General features: G+C 65.7%; 24 protein-coding genes. 17 read left to right on the top strand and 7 right to left on the bottom strand.

The genetic code is table 11. The annotated features are described in order from the left end of the window. Nucleotides 1-18 precede the first annotated feature (18 nt). From CH276_RS25910 to CH276_RS25895, 4 genes are read left to right on the top strand one after another with little or no spacing between them, the layout of a single operon-like run. Nucleotides 19-1,290 carry an adenosylmethionine--8-amino-7-oxononanoate transaminase gene (locus CH276_RS25910; RefSeq protein ID WP_441344213.1) on the top strand — a complete coding sequence of 424 codons (1,272 nt, stop codon included), beginning with the start codon at nt 19-21 and terminating at the stop codon, nt 1,288-1,290. A 24-nt stretch (nt 1,291-1,314) separates the two neighbouring features. After that, the gene (locus CH276_RS25905) at nt 1,315-2,448 is read left to right on the top strand and encodes an 8-amino-7-oxononanoate synthase (protein ID WP_094629721.1); all 1,134 of its coding nucleotides are present in this window, start codon (nt 1,315-1,317) and stop codon (nt 2,446-2,448) included. After that, nucleotides 2,445-3,143 (top strand): dethiobiotin synthase, encoded by a 699-nt coding sequence (bioD, locus tag CH276_RS25900; protein WP_045200999.1) that lies wholly within the window; start codon nt 2,445-2,447, stop codon nt 3,141-3,143. Before CH276_RS25905 ends, bioD begins: the two co-directional genes overlap by 4 nt. Before the next feature lie 42 nt (nt 3,144-3,185). Continuing rightward, nucleotides 3,186-3,770 (top strand): hypothetical protein, encoded by a 585-nt coding sequence (locus CH276_RS25895; protein WP_094629720.1) that lies wholly within the window; start codon nt 3,186-3,188, stop codon nt 3,768-3,770. A 46-nt stretch (nt 3,771-3,816) separates the two neighbouring features. On the opposite strand, the gene CH276_RS25890 is transcribed toward CH276_RS25895, so the two are convergent. Continuing rightward, on the bottom strand, nt 3,817-4,323 hold the full coding sequence (locus CH276_RS25890) for a pyridoxamine 5'-phosphate oxidase family protein (protein WP_032394174.1): 507 nt from the start codon (nt 4,321-4,323) through the stop codon (nt 3,817-3,819). 117 nt (nt 4,324-4,440) lie between these two features. Between CH276_RS25890 and hemL the strand changes: the two genes are divergently transcribed. The 7 genes from hemL (at nt 4,441) to CH276_RS25855 (ending at nt 12,410) form a co-directional block, all read left to right on the top strand. Beyond that, complete coding sequence (gene hemL / locus CH276_RS25885; RefSeq protein ID WP_094629719.1) at nt 4,441-5,760, top strand: glutamate-1-semialdehyde 2,1-aminomutase; 1,320 nt, start codon at nt 4,441-4,443, stop codon at nt 5,758-5,760. A gap of 35 nt (nt 5,761-5,795) precedes the next feature. Further along, nucleotides 5,796-6,458 (top strand): histidine phosphatase family protein, encoded by a 663-nt coding sequence (locus CH276_RS25880; protein WP_032393898.1) that lies wholly within the window; start codon nt 5,796-5,798, stop codon nt 6,456-6,458. Then, a complete protein-coding gene (locus CH276_RS25875; RefSeq protein ID WP_094629718.1) occupies nt 6,451-7,047 on the top strand; it encodes a TlpA disulfide reductase family protein in 597 nt (198 codons plus the stop codon). Before CH276_RS25880 ends, CH276_RS25875 begins: the two co-directional genes overlap by 8 nt. After that, nucleotides 7,044-7,862 (top strand): cytochrome c biogenesis CcdA family protein, encoded by an 819-nt coding sequence (locus CH276_RS25870; protein ID WP_032393900.1) that lies wholly within the window; start codon nt 7,044-7,046, stop codon nt 7,860-7,862. Before CH276_RS25875 ends, CH276_RS25870 begins: the two co-directional genes overlap by 4 nt. Next, entirely contained in the window at nt 7,859-9,478 is a 1,620-nt protein-coding gene (gene resB / locus CH276_RS25865; protein WP_094629717.1) for a cytochrome c biogenesis protein ResB, read from the top strand. The genes CH276_RS25870 and resB overlap by 4 nt, the downstream gene beginning before the upstream one ends. Before the next feature lie 3 nt (nt 9,479-9,481). Beyond that, nucleotides 9,482-10,447, top strand: coding sequence for a c-type cytochrome biogenesis protein CcsB (ccsB, locus tag CH276_RS25860; protein WP_032393902.1), 966 nt, complete (start codon nt 9,482-9,484; stop codon nt 10,445-10,447). A 610-nt stretch (nt 10,448-11,057) separates the two neighbouring features. After that, nucleotides 11,058-12,410, top strand: a complete 1,353-nt coding sequence (locus CH276_RS25855) for a MinD/ParA family ATP-binding protein (protein WP_094629788.1) — start codon at nt 11,058-11,060, stop codon at nt 12,408-12,410. 12 nt (nt 12,411-12,422) lie between these two features. On the opposite strand, the gene CH276_RS25850 is transcribed toward CH276_RS25855, so the two are convergent. Both CH276_RS25850 and CH276_RS25845 read right to left on the bottom strand, forming a co-directional pair. After that, nucleotides 12,423-12,620, bottom strand: coding sequence for a hypothetical protein (locus CH276_RS25850; RefSeq protein ID WP_032393904.1), 198 nt, complete (start codon nt 12,618-12,620; stop codon nt 12,423-12,425). A 135-nt stretch (nt 12,621-12,755) separates the two neighbouring features. Further along, nucleotides 12,756-12,971, bottom strand: a complete 216-nt coding sequence (locus tag CH276_RS25845) for a BldC family transcriptional regulator (RefSeq protein ID WP_008713732.1) — start codon at nt 12,969-12,971, stop codon at nt 12,756-12,758. Between the two features lie 199 nt (nt 12,972-13,170). Between CH276_RS25845 and CH276_RS25840 the strand changes: the two genes are divergently transcribed. After that, complete coding sequence (locus CH276_RS25840) at nt 13,171-13,524, top strand: DUF4229 domain-containing protein (protein ID WP_094629787.1); 354 nt, start codon at nt 13,171-13,173, stop codon at nt 13,522-13,524. Continuing rightward, nucleotides 13,521-14,603 carry a PLP-dependent cysteine synthase family protein gene (locus tag CH276_RS25835; RefSeq protein WP_094629716.1) on the top strand — a complete coding sequence of 361 codons (1,083 nt, stop codon included), beginning with the start codon at nt 13,521-13,523 and terminating at the stop codon, nt 14,601-14,603. Before CH276_RS25840 ends, CH276_RS25835 begins: the two co-directional genes overlap by 4 nt. Before the next feature lie 6 nt (nt 14,604-14,609). Here CH276_RS25835 and CH276_RS25830 read toward each other — a convergent pair whose 3' ends face one another. From CH276_RS25830 to CH276_RS25820, 3 genes are read right to left on the bottom strand one after another with little or no spacing between them, the layout of a single operon-like run. Next, on the bottom strand, nt 14,610-14,921 hold the full coding sequence (locus CH276_RS25830) for a hypothetical protein (RefSeq protein WP_094629786.1): 312 nt from the start codon (nt 14,919-14,921) through the stop codon (nt 14,610-14,612). 5 nt (nt 14,922-14,926) lie between these two features. Beyond that, on the bottom strand, nt 14,927-17,386 hold the full coding sequence (gene pepN / locus CH276_RS25825; RefSeq protein ID WP_176459446.1) for an aminopeptidase N: 2,460 nt from the start codon (nt 17,384-17,386) through the stop codon (nt 14,927-14,929). A 26-nt stretch (nt 17,387-17,412) separates the two neighbouring features. After that, nucleotides 17,413-18,747, bottom strand: coding sequence for an HNH endonuclease signature motif containing protein (locus tag CH276_RS25820; RefSeq protein ID WP_176459445.1), 1,335 nt, complete (start codon nt 18,745-18,747; stop codon nt 17,413-17,415). Nucleotides 18,748-19,025: 278 nt separating this feature from the next. Between CH276_RS25820 and CH276_RS25815 the strand changes: the two genes are divergently transcribed. From CH276_RS25815 to CH276_RS25800, 4 genes are all read left to right on the top strand, one after another. Further along, nucleotides 19,026-19,367: a nitroreductase/quinone reductase family protein gene (locus CH276_RS25815; protein WP_045198955.1), complete on the top strand. Its 342-nt coding sequence runs from the start codon at nt 19,026-19,028 to the stop codon at nt 19,365-19,367. Between the two features lie 65 nt (nt 19,368-19,432). Beyond that, complete coding sequence (locus CH276_RS25810; RefSeq protein WP_032393909.1) at nt 19,433-19,648, top strand: hypothetical protein; 216 nt, start codon at nt 19,433-19,435, stop codon at nt 19,646-19,648. Between the two features lie 6 nt (nt 19,649-19,654). Beyond that, complete coding sequence (locus CH276_RS25805; protein ID WP_094629713.1) at nt 19,655-20,164, top strand: Clp protease N-terminal domain-containing protein; 510 nt, start codon at nt 19,655-19,657, stop codon at nt 20,162-20,164. Nucleotides 20,165-20,196: 32 nt separating this feature from the next. Beyond that, on the top strand, nt 20,197-20,577 hold the full coding sequence (locus tag CH276_RS25800) for a phage holin family protein (protein WP_032393911.1): 381 nt from the start codon (nt 20,197-20,199) through the stop codon (nt 20,575-20,577). Here the strand turns inward: CH276_RS25800 and CH276_RS25795 are convergent. After that, nucleotides 20,574-21,443 (bottom strand): 1,4-dihydroxy-2-naphthoate polyprenyltransferase, encoded by an 870-nt coding sequence (locus CH276_RS25795; RefSeq protein ID WP_032393912.1) that lies wholly within the window; start codon nt 21,441-21,443, stop codon nt 20,574-20,576. The genes CH276_RS25800 and CH276_RS25795 overlap by 4 nt on opposite strands. Between the last annotated feature and the right edge of the window lie 224 nt (nt 21,444-21,667).

Raw genomic sequence — 21,667 nt, 5'->3', positions numbered from 1 at the left:
GCAGTGTGCTCTGGCGTGCTGACTTCCGAAGACGTCCGTCGACTCGACTCCGACCATCTCTGGCACCCCTACAGCCGGTTTCCGGCGAGTGCGACGCCGCTGGTGGTCGACAGTGCGTCGGGCGTGCGGCTGACGTTGGCCGACGGTCGGCAGCTCATCGACGGCATGAGTTCGTGGTGGGCGGCAGTGCACGGCTACCGCCATCCGGTGCTCGACGCCGCCGCGCACGATCAGCTGGGCCGGATGAGCCACGTCATGTTCGGCGGACTGACACACGCTCCGGCCGCCAGGTTGGCCGAGTTGCTGGTCGACATCACCCCCGCCGGGCTCGACAAGGTATTCCTCGCCGATTCCGGCTCGGTCTCGGTCGAGGTCGCGGTGAAGATGGCGCTGCAGTACTGGCGTGGGCGCGGCGAGAACGGCCGCACGCGGCTGTTGACCTGGCGCGGCGGGTACCACGGAGACACCTTCGCTCCGATGAGCGTGTGCGACCCGGACGGCGGGATGCACACGCTGTGGACCGATGTATTGGCGAAGCAGGTGTTCGCTCCGGCCCCGCCCGTGGAGTTCGACGCCGACTACGTCGCCGAATTCGAGAAGATACTCGGTGAACACGCGAGCGAACTGGCGGCGATCATCGTCGAGCCGATAGTGCAGGGCGCCGGTGGGATGCGGTTCCACGACCCGCGCTACCTCGTGGAACTACGCCGCCTGGCCGACGAGTACGGCCTCCTGCTGATCTTCGACGAGATCGCCACCGGCTTCGGCCGAACCGGCGAGTTGTTCGCAGCCGACCACGCCGGCGCCGCGCCGGACATCATGTGCATCGGCAAGGCGTTGACCGGCGGATATCTGACCCTGGCGGCCACGCTGTGCACCACCGAGGTGGCCGAGACGGTCTCGGGCGGCGAGGCCGGCGGCCTGATGCACGGGCCGACGTTCATGGGCAATCCGCTCGCGTGCGCGATCGCGGTGGCCTCGGTGGAACTGTTGCTCTCGCGTGACTGGCGCGCCGAGGTCGCCGCTCTGGCGTCGGGACTGGCCGCCGGCCTCGCGCCGGCCCGGTCGCTGTCGGGAGTCGCCGATGTTCGCGTTCTCGGCGGCATCGGCGTCGTCGAGATGCACAGTCCGGTGGACATGGCACGGGCCACGGCAGCGGCCGTCGACGCGGGAGTGTGGCTGCGTCCGTTCGGGCGCCTGGTGTACGCGATGCCGCCGTTCATCTGTACCGATGCGGAGGTGGCTACCATCGCCGAAGCCCTGGTGGCGGTGGCGCGCGACCATACTTGAACGGCGTTCAAGTATGGTGCTGCCATGACCGCTCTGGACTGGCTCGACGCCACCGCGCACGCCCGACGCGAGACCGGTCTCGAGCGCATCGTCATCGCCCGCACCGCCGAGGACGACATCCTCGATCTGGCGTCGAACGACTACCTCGGACTGTCCAGGCATCCGGCCGTCATCGACGGAGCCTGCGCCGCTGTGCGCCGATGGGGCGGCGGATCCACCGGATCGCGGCTGGTCACCGGGACGACGACCGCACACGAGCGCCTCGAGGAGGATCTCGCGGAGTTCGTCGGAGCCGAGGCCGGACTGGTGTTCTCCTCCGGTTACACCGCCAATCTCGGGATCGTGACGGCACTGGCGGGCCGAGACGCGCTGGTGATCTCCGATGCCGCGTCGCACGCCTCGCTCATCGATGCCTGCCGCCTGTCGCGGGCCCGGGTGGCCGTCGCTCGACATTGCGATACCGGCCACGTCGACCAGCTGTTGCGCGAGCGTCGCGAACAGCGGGCCCTCGTGGTGACCGATTCGGTGTTCAGCGCCGACGGCGATCTCGCGCCTCTGGCCGAGCTGTACGCGGTGTGCCGGAGACGGAACGCGGTGCTCGTCGTCGACGAGGCGCACGGATTGGGTGTACGCGGGGACGGTGGCAGGGGAGCCGTCCACGAAGCAGGCCTCGCCGGAGCGCCGGACCTGGTGATCACCGCAACGCTGTCCAAGGCCCTCGGATCGCAGGGTGGAGTGGTGCTCGGGCCGGCAGCGGTGCGCACGCAGGTGATGCACGGTGCACGCACGTTCGTGTTCGACACCGGACTTGCACCCGCCTCCGTCGGAGCGGCGTCGGCCGCGCTGACCGTCCTGCGGGGCGAACCCGACCGGGTGCACTCGATCGGTATACGTGCAACACAACTCGCCGCCGCAGCAGGCGTCGAACCGACGACATCGGCGGTCGTTCCGGTGATCATGGGCGACGCACAGCGGGCAGTGCGCGCGGCGGCGGACTGCCTCGAGCTCGGCGTCCGCGTCGGATGCTTCCGGCCGCCGTCGGTTCCGGCCGGCGGTTCTCGACTGCGACTGACCGCGCGCGCCGATCTCACCGACACCGACATCGATCGTGCCGCGTCGGTCCTCGCGGCGGTGTCGAATGCGGCGGTTGTGTGGTGACGGTTCTGCTGGTGACCGGAACGTCGACCGGCGTCGGCAAGACCGTGATCACCGCGGCACTCGCGGCGGCAGCGCGGGCAGGCGGGCGGTCCGTCGCTGTGTGCAAGCCGGCGCAGACCGGCGTCGGAGACGGTTACCCTGACGAAGCCGATATCGATGTGGTGCAACGCCTTTCGGGCGTTCGGGGAGTGGAGCTGGCGCGGTATCCCGAGCCGCTGGCCCCGGACGTCGCGGCCCGCCGATCGGGTCGGCCGATGCTCGAACTCGACGCTGTGATCGGAGCCGTGCGCGAGCTCGACGCAGCCAACGACCTCGTGCTGGTCGAAGGCGCAGGGGGAGTGGCGGTGCGTTTGGGCGCAGGAGGGTTCACCGTGCTCGACGTCGCCAAGGCCATGTCTGCGCCGATCGTGATCGTGGCCGGTGCGGAGCTGGGAACGCTCAACCACAGTGCTCTGACCGTTGCGGCAGCGCGGGCGGCCGGCGTCGACTGCGCAGGTCTGGTGATCGGGTCGTGGCCCGCCGCACCGAGCCTGGCCGCGCGGGTCAACCTCGACGAGCTGCCGCTCGTGACGGGTGTCGGGCTCATCGCGTGTATCCCGGAGGAGGCGGGTCTGCTCCCGTTGCGCGCTTTCGAAGCCGTGGCGGTCGGTGCCTTCGGTGAGTTTGTCGAGTCTTTACTCGGGTACCCGGCATAGATCGACTGCCGGTCCGGCAGTCGAGAACATGGGAGTCCGCCAATGAGCACCACCGTATGGATCATCGTCGCAGTAGTAGTCGTACTCGTCGTCGTTGCCCTCGCCGTCGTCGTCGCACGCAAGGGCAAGGAACGTAAGAGGTTGGAAGCGAACGAGATTCGCGAAAAGGCAGCCAACGACGCAGCAATCGTCGAAGAGCGTGAACTGCTGGCGAGGGAAAGCGAGGCCAAGGCACGCCGGGCCCAGGCAGAAGCGGATGTCAAAGCAGCCGAGGCCGACAAGCTCGCGCAGCAGGCTCAGTCACATCAGGGTGTTGCGGCGAAGTCGCGCGATGAGCTGGACGCCGAATTCGCTCGCGCGAACGAACTCGATCCGGACATCGATCACCGATCGGGTGCCAAGGCCGCACACACGGACAACGACGGCCGGTCGGACGATCACGATCGAGGGCATCACCGCGGGGCAGACATCGGCGAGACCTTCCCCGGCCAGCACGACTCCGGGACACGAAACGCCGCTGATCGTGATGCCGCCACGCACACCAGCGCCGACCCGCGTAGCACCGGGGAGAAGGTTCGCGACACCGTCGACCCACGCACGGACAACGGACACCACCGCACGAACTGACCGGTAGAAGCTGCTGCCGTCCGGGGCGAGCCCGGCACGATCGGTACTAGCCGGTCGAATTGTGCGGTAATTCGAGTTCGACGACGTCGTGCTCGCCGAGGTCCGGTCGCTCGTTGGTGATCTTGGCCTTGGCGTAGGCCAACAGGTTCGAGACCTTCGACCCGGGGGTGGACCAGTACTCGGCTCCCTCAGCGGCCACGTGGATCAGGTCGACCTCGCGCGAATCGGGGTTCTTCTCGAACCACGCGGCCGCTCGGGTGTTCCACAGTTCCTCGGCCTTGGTGGTGTTGTCGACCACCGCGGCCGTACCGGACAGCGACACCCAGCCCTCGCCGGACTGGAACGAGACGTTGACGGTCGGGTTCGCCGCGATGTCGCTGACCTTCCGCGAATCGTGAGCGGCGAAGAACCACAGGTCGCCGTCGAACTCGGCTTCCTGCAGCGCCATCGGGCGCGAGATGAGGTGACCGTCTCGGCCGACGGTGGTGAACATGCAGAGCCCGGCTTCGGACATCAATTCGGCGACTTTGCTGACGCCATCGGTGTTGGTCATCGGCACCGACTACCCGGCGCACTCGCCGTTCAACCACCGAAACAGGCCGATCCCCCGCTTTCCGGATTATTACGCCCTGTAGTTGGTGATTTCACCGAACCTGGGACACTGGAAGTCGTGACTGTTTCCCCCGGCAACGACGCCCCCGTATCGGCCCAACTCTTCGCCCGCGCGAGCGCGGTCATTCCCGGCGGCGTCAACTCGCCGGTACGTGCCTTCGCGTCGGTCGGCGGAACGCCCCGCTTCATCACGCAGGCCAGCGGATACACCATGACCGACGCCGACGGAAACTCGTACGTCGACCTCATCTCGTCCTGGGGTCCGATGATCCACGGACACGCCCACCCGGCCATCGTCGAAGCCGTCCAGAAGGCAGCCGCGACCGGCCTGTCGTTCGGTGCACCCACGCTCCGCGAAATCGAACTCGCCGAGGAAATCGTGCGTCGCGTCGGCCCCGTCGACCAGGTTCGTCTTGTGAATTCGGGCACAGAGGCCACCATGAGCGCTGTGCGTCTGGCTCGCGGCTTCACCGGCCGCACCAAGATCGTCAAGTTCTCGGGCTGCTACCACGGCCACGTCGATGCCCTCCTGGCCGACGCGGGCTCGGGGCTCGCCACGCTCGGACTGCCGACCTCGCCCGGCGTCACCGGCGCACAGGCGTCGGACACCATCGTCGTTCCCTACAACGACCTCGCCGCCGTCACCGCGGCCTTCGAGGCCAACCCGGGCCAGATCGCGTGCATCATCACCGAGGCAGCCGCAGGAAACATGGGCGCCATCCCTCCGGTCACCGGCTTCAACGAGGGACTGCGCCGCCTCGCGACCGAGCACGGCGCACTGCTGATCATGGACGAAGTGATGACCGGCTTCCGCGTCAGCGCGTCCGGCTGGTACGGCATCGACGGAATCGCAGGCGACCTCTACACCTTCGGCAAGGTCATGTCCGGCGGATTGCCGGCCGCGGCATTCGGCGGTCGAGCGGACGTGATGGCCTACCTCGCGCCCGCCGGACCGGTGTACCAGGCAGGCACGCTCAGCGGTAACCCCGTCGCCGTCGCGGCCGGACTGACCAGTCTGCAACTGGCCGACGCAGCCGTCTACGAGAAGCTGCAGACCAACTCGCAGCGACTCGGAACACTGCTCGGCGACGCCCTCACCGCCGAAGGCGTCACCCATCACGTGCAGTTCGCGGGCACTATGGTGAGTGTGTTCTTCGCCGATGGACCCGTCACCGACTACGCGCAGGCCAAGGCCGCGCAGACGTGGCGATATCCGGCGTTCTTCCACGCCTTCCTCTCCTGCGGGGTGTACCCGCCGCCGAGTGCATTCGAGGCCTGGTTCGTCTCCGCTGCCCTCGACGACCGAGCCTTCGAGATCATCGCCGACGCGGCCCCGGCCGCCGCGAAAGCCGCAGCTGCCGCCACCGCAACGAACTGATTCACCACCCGACTAGCGAGAAACAGGACCCCGACGTGACCGAGGCCCCCGCAACACATCCGCACTCGACGACGCGCACCATCGTGCACGTCCTCCGGCACGGCGAGGTGCACAACCCCAAGGGCATCCTGTACGGGCGGTTGCCGGGCTTCAAGCTGTCGGTGACCGGCCAGTCGCAGGCCAAGGCAGTGGCCGATGCGCTCGCAGGCCACGACATCACCCACGTCGTGGCATCACCTCTGCTGCGCGCGCAGCAGACCGCCGCGCCGATCGCAGCGGCCCACGGTCTGTCGATCGCCGAGGACGAGAACCTCATCGAAGCAGGCAACGAATTCGAGGGCCTCCGCGTGGCCGTCGGTGACGGTGCCCTGCGCCGACCACGGCACTGGTGGAAGCTGCGCGACCCGTTCACCCCCTCCTGGGGCGAGCCGTACCTGCAGATCGCGCACCGCATGCTCGCCGCCGTCAACGCGGCCCGCGTCGAAGCCGTCGGGCACGAGGCCGTGTGCGTGAGCCACCAGCTCCCGGTGTGGACGCTGCGCCGGTTCCTGCAGGGCGACCGGCTCTGGCACGACCCGCGCAATCGTCAGTGCGGGCTCGCGTCGCTGACCTCGCTCGTCTACGAGGGCGATCAGCTCGTGGACCTCGTCTACTCCGAGCCCGCGGGAGCATCCGATCCGAGGATCACCGGTGCGTAGATTTTTCCTCGCCGTCTGTGCAGCGTCTGCCATCGCTCTTGTCGCAGGATGCTCGACCGGCACCGACGCGGTGGCGCAGGGCGGCACTTTCCAGTTCGTCTCACCCGGCGGGCAGACCGACATCTTCTACGAGCCCGACGAACGCGGCACCATCGGCGAACTGTCCGGGCCGGATCTGATGACCGAGGGCAAGACGACCTCGTTGTCGGACTACGACGGTGACGTCGTGGTTCTCAACGTCTGGGGCCAATGGTGCGGACCGTGCCGCGGTGAGGCCGACGACCTCGAAGACGTCTACGAGGCCACCAAGTCCCTCGGCGTCGAGTTCCTCGGCATCAACGTGCGCGACGAGTCGCAGACCGCCGCACAGGACTTCGTGGTCAGCAACAACGTCAGCTACTCCTCGATCTACGACCCGCCCATGCGCACCCTGACCGCGCTCGGCGGCGTCCCCACCTCCGTCATTCCGACGACCGTCGTGCTCGACCGGCAGCACCGCGTCGCAGCAGTGTTCCTGCGTGAGCTGCTCGCCGAGGACCTGCAACCCGTCGTCGAACGCGTGGCAGCCGAGGAGCCAGTGCAGCAGTGAACGTGACTCACCTGGCCGGGATCGGCGCGAGTTTCCAGGAAGCTGCGGCCTCCGGGCCACTGATCCTGGCCCTCGGGGCCTGCGTGCTGGCCGGGCTCGTCTCCTTCGCGTCGCCCTGCGTGGTGCCCCTGGTGCCCGGCTACCTGTCGTACCTCGCCGGAGTTGTCGGAGCCGACGCTCCGGCCGTCAGCGCCGACGAGGCAGCTGTGCAGACGAAGGTGCGCAGCGGTCGATTGCGCGTCGCCGGGGCGGCGGGATTGTTCGTTCTCGGATTCACCGTCGTCTTCGTTCTCGCCACCGCGTCGGTGTTCGGAGCGATCTCCGTCCTGGCGATCAACCGCGAACTGCTCATGCGGATCGGCGGCGTCGTCACCATCGCCATGGGCCTGGTATTCGTCGGACTGATCCCGGCCCTGCAGCGCGATGTGCGCTTCGAGCCGAAACAGATCGGCTCACTGGCCGGAGCACCGCTGCTCGGCGGCGTCTTCGCACTCGGATGGACCCCGTGCCTCGGGCCGACGCTCGCGGGCGTCATCTCGTTGGCCGCAGGTACCGACGGTACGACGGCAGCGCGCGGCGTCGTCCTGATCGTGGCGTACTGCCTCGGTCTCGGCTTACCGTTCGTGATCCTCGCGTTCGGTTCGGTCAGCGCGCTGCGAGGCGTCGGCTGGCTACGTACACATGCACGACAGATACAGGTGTTCGGCGGAATCATGTTGATAGCAGTAGGAATTGCACTGGTCACCGGTGCCTGGGATCAGTTCGTCGGCTGGGTGCGCGACGCCTTCGTCTCCGATGTGGTGTTGCCGATATGACCGCCGACACCGAAGAGCGCACCGAAGCGTTGCCGCCGCACAAGCAATCGGTGCTGGGCAGGGGAGTGGCCCTGGTTCGCAACACCTGGCGCGGCCTGACCAGCATGCGCACCGCGCTGGTTCTGCTGTTCCTACTTGCCTTCGCCGCTGTGCCCGGTGCCCTGGTGCCGCAGCGCAGCCTCAACGCGGGCAAGGTCGACGAGTACATCGCCAACCGCCCGACCCTCGGCCCGATCATGGACAAGCTGGAACTGTTCGACGTCTTCGGCAGCTTCTGGTTCACCGCGATCTACGCACTGTTGTTCATCTCGCTGATCGGCTGCATCCTGCCGCGCTGCATCGAGCACGCGAAGCAACTGCGCACCAAGCCGGTTCGCGCGCCCCGTAACCTCTCCCGCCTGCCGCACCACACCCGCTACGACGTCGACGGAACGCCGGAGGAGATCGCCGCACAGGTGCGCGCTCAGTTGCGCGGTTGGCGCGTGGCCCAGAGAACCGAGGACAGCGGAGCAGTGACGCTGTCGGCGGAGAAGGGCTACGTCCGCGAACTCGGCAACCTCGTCTTCCACCTCTCCCTCGTCGGACTGCTCGCCGCCATCGCCATGGGCAAGCTGCTCGGCTACGAGGGCAACCGCATCGTCATCGCCGACGACGGCCCGGGCTTCTGCACCTCGACCCCGGCGAACTACGACTCGTTCCGCGCAGGCAACCTCGTCGACGGCACCGACCTCGAGCCACTGTGCGTGCGCGTCAAGGACTTCACCGCCGACTACCTCGACACCGGCCAGGCCGAGATGTTCACCTCCAACATCGAGTACCAGGCGGGCCAGGACCTCACGAACAACGTCTGGCGCGACGACCAACTTCAGGTCAACCACCCGCTGCGCGTCGCTGGGGACCGCGTCTACCTGCAAGGGCACGGCTACGCACCCACCTTCACCGTGACGTTCCCCAACGGCGAAACCCGCACCGACACCATCCAATGGCAGCCGACGGACGCCACGACCTTCCTCTCCAGCGGAGTGCTGCGCGTCGACCCGCCCGGCGGCCTGTATCCCGACCCTCTGGACCGGCGCAAGAATCAGATCGCCATCGAGGGTCTGTTCGCGCCGACGGCGTCGTTCCACGGCAGCCTGCTCTCGTCGAGCTTCCCCGCCATGAACGACCCCGCCGTCGCCATCGACATCTACAAGGGCGACACCGGACTCGACACCGGACTGCCACAGTCCATCTTCTCGCTCGATCAGGAAATGATCGCCCAGGGCAGACTCGTGAAGCAGGACCGTGTCAACCTGATGCCGGGAGAATCCGCGACCCTCAGCGACGGAACGATCGTCACGTTCGACGGAGCGAAGGAATTCGTCAACCTTCAGGTCTCGCACGACCCGGCTCAGACCTGGGTACTCGTCTTCGCGCTCACGATGATGGGCGGACTGCTCGTCTCACTGGTGATCAAACGTCGCAGAATCTGGGTCCGACTCACCGCCGACGCCCAGGCACGACGTACTGTAGTAGACCTCGGCGGACTTGCACGCACCGATCAGGCGGGGTGGGGCGAAGAGTTCGACCGCCTGTGCACCCGCCTGCTCGGCGATACCTCGAAACAGGAGAACTGACCGATGCCGATCAACGAGACCCTCTCGCAGTACAGCGACTGGTCCTTCGAATCAGCGTTCACCATCTACGTGCTCGCATTCGTCCTGCTCATCGCCCAGTACGCCTCCGCCAAGGCGACGGCAGTACAAGCCAAGGAACTCGTCGGTGCCGGTGCCCCCATTGCCGACAGCCGACCCGGACGCGTCGTCGAAACACCGAAGCGACCGCTGTCCGAACGACTCGCAGGCATGGGCTTCGCGTTGCTCGCCCCAGCCCTCGCCCTGCACGTCGCCTCGGTGGTACTCCGCGGCTTCGCCACCCACCGCTTCCCGCTCGGCAACATGTACGAGTTCGTCACCATGGCCACGGCAGCCGCCGCCCTCACCTCGGTGATCGTGCTGCGCAAGAAGACGATGCGCCCGATGCTCGTGTTCGTCCTCGCGCCCATCATCGTGCTGATGTTCTTCGCCGCCACCAAGCTCTACGCCGACGCCGCACCGGTCGTCCCCGCTCTGCGCTCGTACTGGCTGCCCATCCACGTCACCATCGTCAGCGTCGGAAGCGGCATCCTGCTGGTCTCCGGCGTCGCGAGCCTGCTGTTCCTGCTTCGCATCAAGCAGCCCCTGGGAGAGGAAAGCGTCGGTTTCTGGGGCAAATTCGCCTCCAAGCTGCCCGACGCCCAAGCTCTCGACCGACTCGCCTACAAGACGACGATCGTCGCCTTCCCGCTCTTTGGAGCAGGCGTCATCCTCGGCGCAATCTGGGCCGAAGCCGCATGGGGACGTTTCTGGGGCTGGGACCCCAAAGAGACCATGTCGTTCATCACCTGGATCATCTACGCCGCCTACCTGCACGCCCGCGCCACCTCCGGATGGCGCAACACCCGCGCAGCGTGGATCAACATCGCCGGATTCACCGCCATGCTCTTCAACCTCTTCATCATCAACATGGTGGTCTCGGGACTGCACAGCTACGCGGGACTGAACTGACCTTCGCTCGTTCCACAGCCTCCACGCTGGACCTCCAGCTGGTAGCGTCCGATCCGGCTCGATGGGGGACACATCCGAGCTCGGATCTTCGATGTGGGACGCGAACTGGGGGGAATCGGTCATGGCCGATCGGCACGAGGACAACTGGCAACCCGTCCGGCCACTGGACGACGATGTACCGGAAGATCATGCAGCGCCGCCCACGGGGTCCGAACCGATCGCCGTCGCAGCGACGACGGAGGCCATACCCACACCGCCGCGCGAGCCCTTTCGATCGACCCCCATCACCATGCCGCCCGAGAGCATCTCGAGCCCGCCCGCGCCGCAGTCCGAGACCGCGCCGACACCTCCGCCGAATCCTGCACCGCGCGCTTCCCGACCGAAAGACCTGTCTGGGCCGGTAGAAGGTGACGGCAAGGATGCCGGGGTCGCCGCGACCCCGGCCGAGGAAGGCAAGACCGCGACGGCAACACCGACGACACCGGTGCAAGCGCCGAAGGCTCCCGTGGTGCCGACCGTGAAACCGACTCCTCCACACACGCCCCCCGAGGCGAGCCCGCCCGTCGCGTCGGCACCACCCCCGCCGCAGGGTCCGATGCCGTCAGGCCCGATGCCTTCGGGCCCGGTGCCTTCGGGCCCGGTGCCTCAGAACTCGACTCCGCAGAACTGGGCTGCTCAGAATTCGGTGCCTCAGAACTGGGCTGCTCAGAACCCGGGGCCCCAGAACCAGTGGGCTCCGCAAAATCAGTTGGCTCCGCAGAATCAAGCTGGGCCGCAACACGATTGGTCACCGCAGAACCACGGCGATCCGCAGCAGCACTCGGTGGCGGAGGGCCAGTGGCATACCCAGAATCAGTGGACCCCTCAGACACAATGGGGACCTCAGCCCGGCCAGTGGCCCGGTCGGCAACATCCGAATCAGCCGCATCCTGGTCAGCCCCAGCAGCTCAGGCAAGCCCCGGGTGACGCGATGGTGGTCGCACCGGCGGCCTTCGACCAGAGTCGGTCGGCGGAGCAGCCGGTCTCCTCACTCGATCTCGGCAGTTCGTTGCTCGTCCGATCGGGGAATGCGCCGCCGCTGGGAGGGTGGCGTCGGGCGTTGTATCTGATGACGGGTGGTCGTGTGGATGTCGGAAACAGTGCCGCCCAGCAGCGACGCTCGGCCTTGACCGCGCAGGTGGATCGGCCTCTTGTCGGATGCCATCGCGTCGCGGTGCTGTCGCTGAAGGGCGGTGTCGGCAAGACCACGACGACGGCCACCCTCGGCTCGACGTTCGCCGAGATTCGAGGTGATCGGGTGATCGCGATCGACGCCAACCCCGATCGCGGAACGCTGGGTCAGAAGGTGCCGCTCGAGACGACCTCCACCGTCCGTAATCTGTTGCGCGACATACAGTCTCTGGACCGCTACAGCGACGTGAGGGCATACACGTCGCAAAACGTGCATAGACTGGAGGTGTTGGCATCCGATTCGGATCCGGCAGCCTCGGAGGCATTCAGCGGTGAGGATTACGATCGCGCGGTGTCGCTGTTGGAGAAGTTCTACAGCATCGTCATCACCGATTGCGGCACCGGTCTGATGCACTCGGCCATGGAAAGAATTCTCGAGGGAGCCGACACTCTGGTGGTGGTCAGCTCGGGGTCGGTGGATGGTGTGCGCAGCGCGTCGGCAACGCTGGATTGGCTCGATGCGCACGGCTACCGGGAACTGGTCGCCACATCGGTCGCGGTCGTCAACGGCGTTCGGCAGAGGGCCGGAAAGGTCGACCTGCAGAAAGTTGTCGAACACTTCGAGCAGCGTTGCGCTCGGGTTCGCACGATCCCGTTCGACCCGCATCTCGAGGAGGGGGCGGAAATCGAACTCGATCGTCTCCGTGGGCGCACACGAAAGGCACTGCTGGAAGTCGCGGCGGCGGTAGCGGCGGGATTCCCCGACGCGCCCACCGCTGCCCAACGCAACTGAGAACCACCGGACCTATTCGCTGGGTTCGGTGCCGGCCTCGGTTCCGTCTTTCCCTCCGCGGCGAGCCTCACGGTTTATCCGCCACAGAAAATCGGGATCGTCATCGGGTCCCACAGTGCGGGTGGGTGGAGCCTGCGTACTGGGTCCGAATGCCTTCCAGAACAGCACGATTACTGCCACCAAGCCGATCAACGCCAAAAGATAGATCACGACGCACCTCCTACTACGAGAGTAGCTGTGATGCAACCACCTCCGCACCCGTCGAGCGTCGAAGATTCCTGAGAATGTTCGATGAGTTCGTACGGGTGCGGATACTGCGGGTGGATCGGCCCCAGAGCCAGCCGATCAGTGGTGTGTGCCGGCTTCCGTCGTCAGTGAAGTCAGCAACTGCATGACCTCGGTCTCGCGGAATCGACGGTGCCCGCCCGGAGTGCGGAGGGATCCGAGGCGGCCGGCATGTGCCCAGCGCGTCACTGTCTTGGGGTCGACGTGGAAAAGCGCGGCTACCTGACCCGGAGTGAGCAGTGAGTCCTGAGCCTTGTGAAATGTGGGTGCGCTCATCTTGTCGTGTCCTCCTACGATGCGGTTCGGTGCATATGCGTCGAACCGGAGATATCGGTCTGCTGCGTTCGATCCCCATGGTTGCACTCGAACCCCTAGGTACTCGACTGATACAAGGTTGGTAAAGGGGAGGTAATGGACAAATCGGTCATGCTGGGGGTGGGTCGGAGTGGCTGCCGAGCCCGGTAGATTGGGACCCGTGAGCGACGCGACGAATGCCGAGAGCAACGATTCAACCAGCGGAAATGCCGCGCCAGGAAGGTCGGCGAAGAAGTCACTCGCCGTCAACCTCGGTGTCTACACCTTCGCGCGACTGGCGCTCGTCGTCGTGATCGCGGCCGTCATCGTCGGCGTCGGTTTACTCTTCGGCGTCGAGGTCCCGGTACTCGTGGCCGCGATTTTCTCGGTGCTGATCTCACTACCTCTCTCGCTGCTCCTGTTCAAGAACATGCGCATCCGCGTCAACGAGTCCATCGCAGCCGTCGACGAGGACAGGCGCGCCGCGCGCGCGGACCTGCAGTCGAAGCTGCGCGGTGAAGACGGCAAGAAGTGACCAGGTCGGTCGATCATTCGGGATCCCGGGAGTGGGTCGACAACGCGGTCCGGTTGATCGAGGCCGATTCCCAGCGCAGCGCCGACACGCACTTGCTGCGATACCCCCTCCCCGCGGCCTGGGGAATCTCGCTGTATCTGAAAGACGAGTCGACGCACATCACCGGCAGCCTGAAGCATCGGTTGGCTCGGTCGCTCTTCCTGTACGCGATCTGCAACGGCTGGGTCACCGAACGCACCACGGTGATCGAGGCCTCGTCGGGCTCCACTGCCGTCAGTGAAGCGTATTTCGCCGGACTGCTCGGATTGAAGTTCGTCGCCGTGATGCCACGCAGTACCAGTCCCGCCAAAGTCGCACTCATCGAGTCTCACGGCGGAAGATGTCACTTCGTCGACAAGCCCGGCGAGATGTACACCGAAGCGCATCGACTCGCGGCCGAGCCCGATAGCCACTACATGGACCAGTTCACGCACGCCGAACGAGCCACCGACTGGCGCGGAAACAACAACATCGCCGAATCCATCTTCGACCAACTTCGGCTCGAAGAGTGCCCCATTCCCGACTGGGTGGTCGTCGGTGCGGGGACCGGAGGGACCAGTGCCACCATCGGCCGCTACATCCGATATCGAAGGCATGCAACGCAACTGGCCGTGGTCGACCCCGAGAACTCCGCGTTCATCGGCGGCTACGAGTCCGGAGATGCGGGCTACGAAACAGGGCGGGCCTCACGCATAGAGGGCATCGGTCGACCGCGCGTCGAACCCTCGTTCGTCGGCCAGGTGATCGATCGAATGATCGCAGTGCCCGACGCTGCCTCCGTGGCCGCCGCACGATTCACCTCGGACGCACTCGGCAAACGAGTGGGCGGATCGACGGGAACCAACATCTGGGGTGCGTTCGGATTGATCGCGGAAATGATCGCCGCCGGCCGCAGTGGGAGCGTGGTGACACTGCTGTGCGACGGCGGAGATCGGTATTCGCAAACCTATTTCGACGACACATGGGTCTCGAACCAGGGCATGGATCTCGACGAACCAACGGCAGCGCTCGAACAGTTCGTTCGTACCGGGGTGCTCTGAGCGGACCTACTTGCTCACCGCCATAGATGCCGCTGCAGTTGCGGCAGACACCGCGGCGACCGCCGGCCAGGCACCGATCTTCTTGGCCAGCGGGTGCGAGGCACCGAACGCGACGAGGTAGGTCCCGAGCAAGGCACCGGCACGGACCGAACCCGAGGATCTCTGCCAACGGGTCGTGCATACCACCCCGACGGCTGCGAGCACCGCTCCGCCGAGCTGACGATTGTGGGACTGCCGGGCAACGGCGAAGCCGCCGAGCAGACCGCCGGCAGCGAGCGCGGACGTGGCAAGCGAGCGGCGAGTGTCGTTGGTGGGCATGGCCATCACCCTAGCCGCGCCTGCACTCGGAGGCTTCTCGCCAGGTGGTCTCGTTGCTCGATCACCAAGCGCCGCAGGGCAGCCGGTGCCCACTCGTGCTCGGCGAGCCAGCTGTCCGCGGCCTCCGTCGACGACTGCTGCGGGAACAGACGGACCACGATTCGCCTGGCGATCTCGATGCTGCGCGAGGTCCACAACGAGGAGACGGTCTCGAAGTAACGATTGCCGTAGGGCTGGGTCAGATCCGGTCGGTGCCCGGCCCCGAAACCGGTGATGAAGGCGTCGAGAACGTCGTTGGACGCATCGTCGCGCTCGGTGATGGCAGTCCACGCCCTCGCCTTGACCTCGGCATCGGGTATGGCCGTCGATGCCGCGGTGTGTGCGGTGCGTCCCGACAAGGTGTTGTCGGTGGTCAGCTCGGCGTCGAGCTCGGCTGCGGTCGCGTTCCCGGTTGCGGCCAGGGCCAACCAGAACGACCAGCGCTGATCGGGATCGAGACGTAGACCTGGCACCGTCGCTGTGCCGTCGAGAAGGGCGCGCAGTTCGACTGCGCGGGAACCGTCGAGTTGGGCGGCGGCCGCGGTGGCTCGCCCCCACACCAACTGGGCGTCGCTCCCCGGCTCGCTCGCGTGCAGTTGCGTCCACGACGCCTCGAGCCACTGCCGCGTCGGTTCGTCCCGTCGGTCCTCCGGGAGGTAGTGCTCGAGGGCGTACGCCACGTTCGCGGTGACCGCCGACAGAAGGCCGATCTTGGGCTCGTTGGGCGCGAATCTGGTTGCGATGTCGATGTATTCGAGTGCGGACATCTCGGCGTCGCGGGTGGAGTTCCACAGCGCTGACCACACCAGGCCTCGGGCGAGGGGATCGACGATGCGATCGAGGTGGTTCCGCACGGTGGTGATCGAGCGCTCGTCGAATCGGATCTTGGCGTACGTCAGGTCATCGTCGTTGAGCAGCACCAGTGCGGCGTGGGGAAAGTCGACCGGCGTTCGTGCATCGGAGATGTCGAGTTCTCGGCGGTGGGTTCTCGTCAAATTCCCCGCTTCGTCGAGATCGTAAAGCCCGACGGCGATTCGGTGAGGCCGCGGGTCTGTCTGCTCGACGGCATCGCCGGTGTAGCTGAGCGTCGAGACGCCGGTGGTCTGCAGCCATGCTGCAGCCCAGGTATCGAGGTCGCGCCCGCTCGCCGCGGACATCTCGCTCAGTAGATCCGTCAGCGTGGTGTTTCCGAAAGCGTGGGTGCGAAAGTAGTTGCGGGAAGCGGCGAAGAAGGCATCTGCACCCACGAACGCTCCGAGTTGTTTGAGGACGCTCGCCCCCTTGGCGTAGGTGATGCCGTCGAAGTTGAGCTTCGCAGCCTCGAGGTCGGTGATGTCGGCGACGATAGGGTGGGTGGTCGGCAGTTGGTCCTGCAGGTATGCCCACGCTTTTCGTCGGTTGGCGAAACTGACCCAGGCATCGGTGAATCGGGTCGCCTCGGCCGACGCGTACGCACCCATGAAGTCCGCGAAGGATTCCTTGAGCCACAGGTCGTCCCACCACTGCATCGTGACGAGGTCGCCGAACCACATGTGCGCCATCTCGTGCAGAATCGTGTTTGCGCGGGCCTCGTACTGGGCTTCGGTTGCCGCAGAACGGAATACATACGATTCGGTGAACGTGACGAGGCCGGGATTCTCCATCGCGCCGAGGTTGTATTCGGGGACGAAGATCTGGTCGTACTTTCCGAACGGGTACGGGTAGTCGAACTTGTCGTGAAAGAAGTCCAGCCCCCGCTTCGTGATGTCGAAGATGTCCTCGGCATCGAAGTATTCGGAGAGAGACGCCCGGCAGTACGCACCGAGAGGGACGGTGAGTTCGCCTCGCGTCCAGGACGATTGGACGCAGTGATACGGGCCTGCCGCAACTGCGGTGATGTACGTCGATATCGGCAGGGTCGGTACGAAAGTGGTGACCGAGTCGGCAGTGATTCCCTCGCGGTTCGACAGCACGATCCACGTCGGCGGAGCCGTGACCGTCAGGGTGAAGGGGGCTTTGAGATCCGGTTGCTCGAAGTTCGCGAACACCCGGCGTGCATCGGCCGGTTCGTACTGCGTGTAGAGATAGACGTTGTCGTCGACGGGATCGACGAATCGGTGCAGTCCCTCGCCGGTCCTGCTGTACCGTCCGTGCGTGCGAATCCGAACGATGTTGTGCTCGGTGAGCCCGACCAGTTGAATGCGGGAGCCGTCGTAATCGACCGCCGCGTCGATGCCGTTGACGGTGACTTCGTCGACTGTCGCACCGATGAAATCCACCCATGTCGCAGCGGTCGTCGCGTCGAATTCGATGGTCGTCACGGTCTCGAAGGTGTCGAGGTCCATGTCTTCCGCGCGCAGAAGGTCCAGGTGAACGCGATAATTCACCCCGCTGATGTGGCGCGATCGCCTGCGAGTTTCGGTCCGGGTCAGATTCGCGGTGCTCACCGAACCAACCCTATGCGATGGAATCATCACAGAGTCGGCGCAGTGAAGTAGTGGCGTCCGAGTGGATCGACGATGTGCAACACCCCCTCCGGCAGCAGTTCGGTGTGCCAGAGTTTGCGTGTTTTCAGGTTGTGGTGGAGCCGACAGCGCGGGCCGATGTTCGTCGGGATCGTCCAGCCACCTCGCTTCGGATTCTGCCGGTCGAACTCGACGATGTGGTCCAGATCGCACCGATCCGAAGGCACGTCGCAGCCGGGATGCAGGCAGTACGGATGGTCGGCTCGTACCCGCGCCGCGAGTGCCCTACTCGGTTTGTAGGACAGTGCCCCCGGCGGCGGAACCGTCATGCCTCCGTGTCCGTCGGGGTAAAGCGCGTGCTCGCCGAGAGGATTGCGCTCGACGACGGCCCGCCAACGTTCGATCAGCGTCCCTCCTCCCGGTCGCGGGCGCGGTCTATCACCGAGCGGCGACGCCTGGTCGGGTCGTGCTGTGTTCTCGGGTGGTGCTGTGGCCGGTCGCGGTTGCCCGATCGGACCAACAGGCACCTGCGGCGCGGATTCAGTACTCGCGCTGGATGTCTCGTGAGCTGTGTCGCCGGCCGAAGCGTCGGTCGTGCCAGTTGGCTGCGGGTCCTCGGACTCGGGAGTGGCGGTGTCACCACGATCGATCAGGCACGTCGCGCACTGGCAGACCAGTGTTTCGCCACGCATCAAGGCAGTGTGTGCTTCGCCTCGTCGTTGATCGGGGGATCGAGGGTCCTCCGGGTGCAGTCGCGCGATCACGGCGTCGATTCGTGAAATCTGTTCGTCGGCTTCACCGTCGGTCATCACCGCGGTCAGGCTGGACAGGCCCCGTGCTCGTCTCCGCAACCGGATTCTCTTCTCCGTGCGCGCGGCACGCTTGCGCACGTCGCGGTCCCACTCCGGATCGGCCTCGGTGAGCAGCCGATCGATCTCGCGTCCCAGGGCACCGGGCGCCATTTCTCCAGCGGCCTTGAGAACCTCGGCTTCGATGTCGACCACCGTGCTCGGACGAGCGTGGAGCAAGTGATCGTGAATCGTCCTGACCCGCTCCATGTCGAGCGAACCGTCGACGAATCGACGCTTCACCGACGGCTGCAATCGGCGCCACATCTGCACCCTGTTGTTGACCGATGCGAAGGTGGACGACAGAGCCGCTGCCAGCTCGCAGATCGCCGAGCTGTAGAGATCCTTTTCTGTCACTCCGGTGTCCCACGGGGATGCGCATGCCGTTCGGCCGCGAACGTAATCGTCCATGAGCGACAGTTCCGATGCGAGAGCAGCGTTTATCCTTCTCCGCGCACCGAGGACGTCGGCGAGAGCAGAGTGATCGTCAGCCATCCACGTCGACTCGCGTAGCCCCATGTCACCCCCCAGCGACGAAGGGCCGAACACGTATTCGACCCGATGCCGAGAAGTGTAGAACCGGCCACCGACAAGTTCTGCCGTCCTGTTCGAGCATCCGACGAGGTCGACTACCGCAATCACACAAGTCCTCGAAGCCCTGGACGTAGTGGCCGAGTCGATGGAGGGCGGTGTGTCCTCGCAGTGACGATGCCGTAGGGCAGCAACGCCGCTACGCTTTTCCTCACGTGCAGGGGGACTCCGGAGGAGGCGAAGTGAACACCTTCCAGAAATCGGCAGCAGCGTTCAACAGGGTTTTCATGGTCGTGATGAAAGCGCCCGTGCTCGACAGGGTTCTCGGACGTTCGATGGGGATCCTGACGTACACCGGCCGAAGGTCCGGCAAGAAGATCTCGCTACCGCTGGCTATCGGCCGGAAAGGTGATCACCTGAAAGTGAGGGTGGCCATGCCGGACAAGAAGAACTGGTGGCGAAACTTCACGAACGACGGCGGTCGCGTCGACGTCGACCTCGGCGGCGTTCACTACTCCGGCCTGGCGACGGCGACCCGCGACGATCGCGGGCGGGTGACTGTCGACATCGCTTTGGATCGCTGACTGCACCGTATGCCAACGCGTCAACTGGGGTTGACAGCTGCCTTCTGTCAACTTAGATTGACATCATGACCGAAGCCACTGCACTTGCCGCCGCAGCCGCCAGTTCCGATCCGGGGGAGGGGCTGCGTGCGGTAGCCGCTCTTCGGCGGTTGCTCGAGCGCCTGGAGGCCGTTCAGGTCCAGAACGCTCGACGCAACGGTTGGGCCTGGCAGGCAATCGCCGACTCGCTCGGAGTCAGCAGGCAGGCCGTCCACAAGAAGCACGGCGGAAAGGGAAGGTAGGCAACAATGTTCGAGCGATTCACCAAGTCGGCCAGATCTGTCGTCATCAGCGCTCAGGGTCACGCAGGGACTCTGCACTCGCCCCGAGTGGAGCCTGTACATCTGTTTCTCGGCGTGCTGTCCGTCGCCGACGAGCCATTGAAGACGGCGCTGGGCGAGGCCGGGTTCACCGTCGACGGAGTGCTCGCGAACGTGCAGTCTCAGGATGCGCGTGCGCTGAGGTTCCTGGGAATCGACCTGGACGCTGTCGTCTCGACGATCGACTCCGCTCTCGGTTCGGGTGCGCTGGAGGGCGCACAGGCGTCACCGCATCATCTCCCTTTCGCCCCTTCGGCGAAGGACGTGTTGAAGCTGTCGCTGAAGGAAGCCGTCGAACGACGGGACCGCGAGATCGGCGTCGAACATATTCTTCTCGGTTTGGTTCGCGGTGCCGATCCTTCGTTCACCGAACTGGTGCAGCAGCATGGTTCGCTCCAGCAGTTGCGATCGATCGTCTCGCTCGTTCGGACGTCGTAGCTCTCGGCCGTCTGCGACCCTACGATGGCGCCATGAACTTCTTGATTCGGCTCGTGATCAACGCCGTTGCCATCTGGGTTGCCAAAGAATTCGTGGATGGCATCACTGTCACCAGTTCGGGGCGCGGCGACGGGTGGGACATCGTGGTGCTGCTCGGTATCGCGGCGGTGTTGACGATCGTCAATGCGTTCATCAAGCCGCTGGTGCAGCTGCTGTCCTTGCCGTTGCTGATTCTGACGCTCGGGCTGTTCACTCTCGTGATCAACGCGTTGATGCTGTTGTTGACGGGCTGGCTGTCGTCGCAGACCGGCTACGGTCTCGAGATCGTCGGGTTCGCCGCCGCGTTCTGGGGTGCGATCATCATCTCGATCGTGAACTTTCTGCTGGGTGCGTTGGTGCCCGACAAGCGTTAGGCGAAGGCCAAAGCCACGCCGGTGCTCGCGCCCCAGACGAGCATCGCCAGGCCCGAATCACGCAGCGCCGGAATCAGCTCGAATCCGTGAGCTCCCTTGCGTACCGGGGAGTTCGCGCGAGCGGCGAAGGGCAGTGCGAGCAGGCCGACGAGTGCCCACGGGGTGCGAGCGATCAGAACGACGGTCATCGCGAACGGCACCACCAGTAGCGCGAGATGCAGGTAGCGGGTGCGGGCGTCGCCCAATCGCACTGCGAGGGTGAGCTTTCCCGATTCGGTGTCGGTGGGGATATCACGAAGGTTGTTCGCGACGAGGACCGCGCTCGAGAACGAGCCGACGGCGACCGCTGCCAGCACTCCGGCCCAGTCGATCTGCTCGGCCTGTACGAACTGGGTGCCGAGAACCGCGACGAGACCGAAGAACACGAACACGGCTATCTCGCCGAAACCGCTGTAGCCGTACGGCTTCGAGCCACCGGTGTAGTACCAGGCTCCGGCGATGCAGACCAGTCCGACGACGATCAGCCACCACGCGCTGGTCGCAGCCAGGACCAGTCCGGCCACAGCGCCGACAGCGAAGCAACCGATCGCGGCCTTCTTGACGGCCCCGGCGGACGCAGCCTTCGAGCCGACCAGTCTCAGGGGCCCGACTCGATCGTCGTCGGTACCGCGGATTCCGTCGGAATAATCGTTGGCGAAGTTGACGCCCACGATCAGAGCCAACGAGACGACCAACGCCAGCAGTGCCTTCCACCACACTCCTCCGTCCAGCGACACGGCCGCACCGGTGCCGACGAGGACGGGGGCGATCGCATTCGGGAGTGTGCGCGGTCGCGCACCTTCGATCCATTGCGCAGTGGTGGCCATGAGCGACGATCTTTCCGTATCTGTCCGACGGGTGAGAACGCGGCCGGTCAGAACGGTAGGCGCGGCAATACCGGCAGCGGGATCACGGGCATCTGGACACCAGGAATCTGGGGCAGGGGCACCGTGGGGGCGGGCGGAGGTGCCGGCGGGTAGTAGTGCGGCTGCTGGTACTGCACGTAGGGCGCGGAATTCGCGGCAGCAGGCGCAGGCGCGGTGGTCGTCGG

This window comes from Rhodococcus sp. 06-470-2 (genome assembly GCF_002258235.1).
Taxonomy (GTDB): Bacteria; Actinomycetota; Actinomycetes; order Mycobacteriales; family Mycobacteriaceae; genus Rhodococcoides.
Note: the sequence above shows the minus strand (reverse complement) of the source record. Positions and strands in the feature narration are given on the sequence as shown.

What these genes read in the sequence shown, in the direction of transcription:
- CH276_RS25905 (WP_094629721.1), top strand. Translation starts at nt 1,315, where the DNA reads ATGACCGCTCTGGACTGGCTCGACGCCACCGCGCACGCCCGACGCGAG.
- CH276_RS25895 (WP_094629720.1), top strand. Translation starts at nt 3,186, where the DNA reads ATGAGCACCACCGTATGGATCATCGTCGCAGTAGTAGTCGTACTCGTC.
- CH276_RS25890 (WP_032394174.1), bottom strand. Translation starts at nt 4,323, where the DNA reads ATGACCAACACCGATGGCGTCAGCAAAGTCGCCGAATTGATGTCCGAA.
- resB (WP_094629717.1), top strand. Translation starts at nt 7,859, where the DNA reads ATGACCGCCGACACCGAAGAGCGCACCGAAGCGTTGCCGCCGCACAAG.
- ccsB (WP_032393902.1), top strand. Translation starts at nt 9,482, where the DNA reads ATGCCGATCAACGAGACCCTCTCGCAGTACAGCGACTGGTCCTTCGAA.
- CH276_RS25855 (WP_094629788.1), top strand. Translation starts at nt 11,058, where the DNA reads ATGCCTTCGGGCCCGGTGCCTTCGGGCCCGGTGCCTCAGAACTCGACT.
- CH276_RS25845 (WP_008713732.1), bottom strand. Translation starts at nt 12,971, where the DNA reads ATGAGCGCACCCACATTTCACAAGGCTCAGGACTCACTGCTCACTCCG.
- CH276_RS25830 (WP_094629786.1), bottom strand. Translation starts at nt 14,921, where the DNA reads ATGCCCACCAACGACACTCGCCGCTCGCTTGCCACGTCCGCGCTCGCT.
- CH276_RS25820 (WP_176459445.1), bottom strand. Translation starts at nt 18,747, where the DNA reads ATGGCTGACGATCACTCTGCTCTCGCCGACGTCCTCGGTGCGCGGAGA.
- CH276_RS25810 (WP_032393909.1), top strand. Translation starts at nt 19,433, where the DNA reads ATGACCGAAGCCACTGCACTTGCCGCCGCAGCCGCCAGTTCCGATCCG.
- CH276_RS25805 (WP_094629713.1), top strand. Translation starts at nt 19,655, where the DNA reads ATGTTCGAGCGATTCACCAAGTCGGCCAGATCTGTCGTCATCAGCGCT.
- CH276_RS25800 (WP_032393911.1), top strand. Translation starts at nt 20,197, where the DNA reads ATGAACTTCTTGATTCGGCTCGTGATCAACGCCGTTGCCATCTGGGTT.
- CH276_RS25795 (WP_032393912.1), bottom strand. Translation starts at nt 21,443, where the DNA reads ATGGCCACCACTGCGCAATGGATCGAAGGTGCGCGACCGCGCACACTC.